Origin of the sequence: Amnimonas aquatica, from assembly GCF_002943415.1 — a bacterium.
GTDB lineage: Bacteria > Pseudomonadota > Gammaproteobacteria > Pseudomonadales > Moraxellaceae > Perlucidibaca > Perlucidibaca aquatica_A.
Window position 1 is genome coordinate 1 of the sequence record NZ_PTQZ01000211.1, and the last position, 3,060, is coordinate 3,060.

A 3,060-nucleotide genomic window follows, 5' to 3' on the forward strand; every position below is an offset into this window, starting at 1 on the left:
TCGCGGTCACGGCGATGGCGGACTGCCGCTGCCTGGTGCTGACCGGCGCGCCCATTCACGAGCCGGTCAACGGCCACGGGCCCTTCGTCATGAACAGCTACGACGAGATCCTGCAGGCCTACGAGGACGTGAAGCAGGGCCGGCTGGGCCGGGGCGGCGTGCCCGGCTGATCCGGCCGCGTGCTGGAGGCATTGCCCGCGCGGTGCTAGCATGCCGCGCCATGCGCCTCGCCGACCTTCACCAACGCCTTGCCGACCTCGGCGCACGCCCCGTGCACCGGGATGCGATCATCCGTGCTTGGTTGCAGGGCAGGGCGCTGGCCGATGCCGGCACCACGCGCCAGAAGGTCGCCGACGTGTTCCCGAAATCGCTGCGCGAGGGCCTGGCGCAACTGGCCGCCGACCTCGACGCGCTCGCCGTGGTGCGCTCCGAGCACCCGGGTGGCGATGGCTCGGCGCGCCTGCTGGTGGACATTCCCGGCGGGCAGATGATCGAAACCGTGCTGCTGCCCCGCGACGGCGTGTGTGTGTCGTCGCAGGTCGGTTGCGCGGTCGCCTGCCGTTTCTGCATGACCGGCCGCAGCGGCCTGCTGCGCCAGGTCTCCAGCCTGGAGATCGCGGCCCAGGTGGTGCAGGCGCGCCGCCGCCGGCCGGTGCGCAAGGTGGTGTTCATGGGCATGGGCGAGCCGGCACACAACCTCGACAACGTGCTCGAGGCCATCGAGCTGCTGGGCACGCACGGCGGCATCGGCCACAAGAACCTGGTGTTCTCCACCGTCGGCGATGCCCGCGTGTTCGAGCGCCTGCCGCAGCTGCGCGTGAAGCCGGGGCTGGCGCTGTCGCTGCACACCACCCGCGCCGATCTGCGCGAGCACCTGCTGCCGAAGGCGCCGAAGCTGTCGCCGGACGAGCTGATGGCGCTGGGTGAGGCCTACGCCCGCGAGGTCGGCTACCCGATCCAGGTGCAGTGGACGCTGCTCAGGGGCATCAACGACGGTGATGACGAGCTGGAGGCGATCCCGCGCCTGTTCGCCGGCAAGTACGCGGTGCTCAACCTGATTCCCTTCAATGCCATGGAGGGCGAGGGTCTGGCGGGCGACGACTACCGGCGCCCGGACGGCGAGCGCATTGTCGAGATGGTGCGCTACCTGAGCCGCCATGGCGTGCTGACCAAGGTGCGCAACAGCGCCGGGCAGGATGTCGACGGCGGCTGCGGCCAGCTCCGCGCCCGCGCCGAACGGCCGGAGCGGGCACGCCGGCTGGCGGTGGTCAATGTCGGCGGGGAGGGCGCGGGTTGCCGTGCAGCCGCGCCGGGGGACGCGGCACCCGGCTGACCCGGCCTGTCAGCACATCGGCCGATGAACCGGCCTTGATCTGACATTGACAAATGTCATAATTGGCGCTCTTCTCCAACAAGAGCGCCGGACGCCGTACCGGTGCCACCGCGCCGAGGGTGTCCGCCATGCGCCTGTTCCTGATTCCCGTCCTGGGTGTTTCCCTGCTTGCCGCCTGTGGTGGCGGCTCCGGTTCCGGCGGTGGCGGCAGCGGGCGGGAGAGTGCCGGCGCCGACTCGCCGGCCTGCACCCGCACTTCCTGGGTCGCCGGCACCACCGAATACTGCCAGGGCCGGCTGATCCATCGCGATTATGTCTATGACGACTACGGCGCCGATGCCGGCCTGATCTCGCTCGATCCGGCCGTGCTCAACGTGCTTACCCGCCTCGGCGCACGTGGCTCGCTATTGGCCACCACGCCCGGCCTGCTGTCGCCGACCGCCGGTGACAAGCGCTATCCGGCCGGGCTGGAGAACACCGCCGACCTGGTCAGCCTGACCCTGTACATCGATGGCGGCGAGCTGGTCGCCGACTTCGAGCTCAACACGATGTTCAACCCGGACGATGCCCTCGCCGCCATCGCCATCGACACCGACAACGACGCCGCCACCGGCGGTGGCGCCTGGTCGCCGCTGAAGATCGCCAGCCGGGGCTGGGAAGTGCTCAAGGTCTTCAGCCAGGGCGATGCCGAAAGCAACCGCATCATCGGCCGCCTGCCGCTGCCGGCGGGCGACACCTGGCGCGTGCAGGCCGCCGTGGCGCAGAAGAACGGCACGGTCATGAACGTGGCCTTCCGGGGTGTCGACGAGCGGGCCGAGGCCAACGGCCTGAGCAAGCAGTTCCTGCCTGGCGCCGGCAACTTCTGGGAGGATCGCCAGGCCGCCGTGCTCGCCAGCGGCGATATCTCGGTGTTCGGCGAAGTGGTGGCGGTGGCCGACCTGCGCCGTGGCGTGACGCGCGTGGCGCCTTCGCCGACCGGCTTCCACCAGCGTGTCTACACCTCGCAGTACACCCTCGGCGAGGGCGTGAAGCTGATGGGCGAGCCGGGCGTGCACGGCGACACCTTCATGCCCTGCGAGCAGTACTTCCACTACCTGGGCAAGTACCAGCCCTATGGCGTCTACATTCCGACGCGCACGGATGCCGGCACGCCGGGCGTGCAGCTGGTCATGCACGGCTGCGAGGCCAACCACGCCAGCCAGGTCAACCAGCCCGGCATGCAGGCGCAGTTCGGCGAAGGCCTCAACCGCATCCTGGTGTCGCCGCTGGGTCGGGGCCCGCACGGCTTCTATACCGGCATTTCCGAGCGCGACGTGCTGGATGTGCTGGATGATGTCGAGGCCACCTACGACACCGACCGCGAGCGCGTGTTCACCGGCGGCTACTCCATGGGCGGCTACGGCGCCATGCGCCTGGCGGCGCTGTACCCGGACCGTTTCGCCGGCCTGGTGAGCTGGGTCGGCTTCACCGGCGATCTCACCAACCTGCCGCTGCTGGGCAGCCTGCTGCCGGACATCCTGCTCGGCGTGGGGCAGGCGTTGCCGGGGCCGCTGCTGTCCGGCGGCTCGCGCTTCGGCGCTTCGGAGAACATCATCGAGTTCCTCGGCAACCTGCGCCATGTGCCGGGTGCCTATGTCTACGGCGCGATCGACGAACTGGTGCAGGTCACCACCTCGCTGGCGCTGATCGAGCAGCTGGAGCGCGCCGGCGTGCCCTATCTGTTCTCC

At 70.0% G+C, this 3,060-nt stretch carries 3 protein-coding genes; all 3 read left to right on the forward strand.

Annotation, left to right across the window (positions count from 1 at the left end):
• On the forward strand, positions 1-170 hold a 170-nt coding region (locus tag C5O18_RS07985; RefSeq protein ID WP_277422159.1), incomplete at its 5' end, for a pirin-like C-terminal cupin domain-containing protein.
• A 50-nt stretch (positions 171-220) separates the two neighbouring features.
• Complete coding sequence (locus C5O18_RS07990) at positions 221-1,333, forward strand: RNA methyltransferase (RefSeq protein ID WP_105192992.1); 1,113 nt, start codon at positions 221-223, stop codon at positions 1,331-1,333.
• A 128-nt stretch (positions 1,334-1,461) separates the two neighbouring features.
• Positions 1,462-3,060, forward strand: a 1,599-nt coding sequence (locus C5O18_RS07995) for a prolyl oligopeptidase family serine peptidase (RefSeq protein WP_206389800.1), incomplete at its 3' end; no start/stop codon positions are given.

Excerpts from the sequence above, each read along its gene's own strand:
- C5O18_RS07990 (WP_105192992.1), top strand. The coding sequence starts at position 221 with ATGCGCCTCGCCGACCTTCACCAACGCCTTGCCGACCTCGGCGCACGC.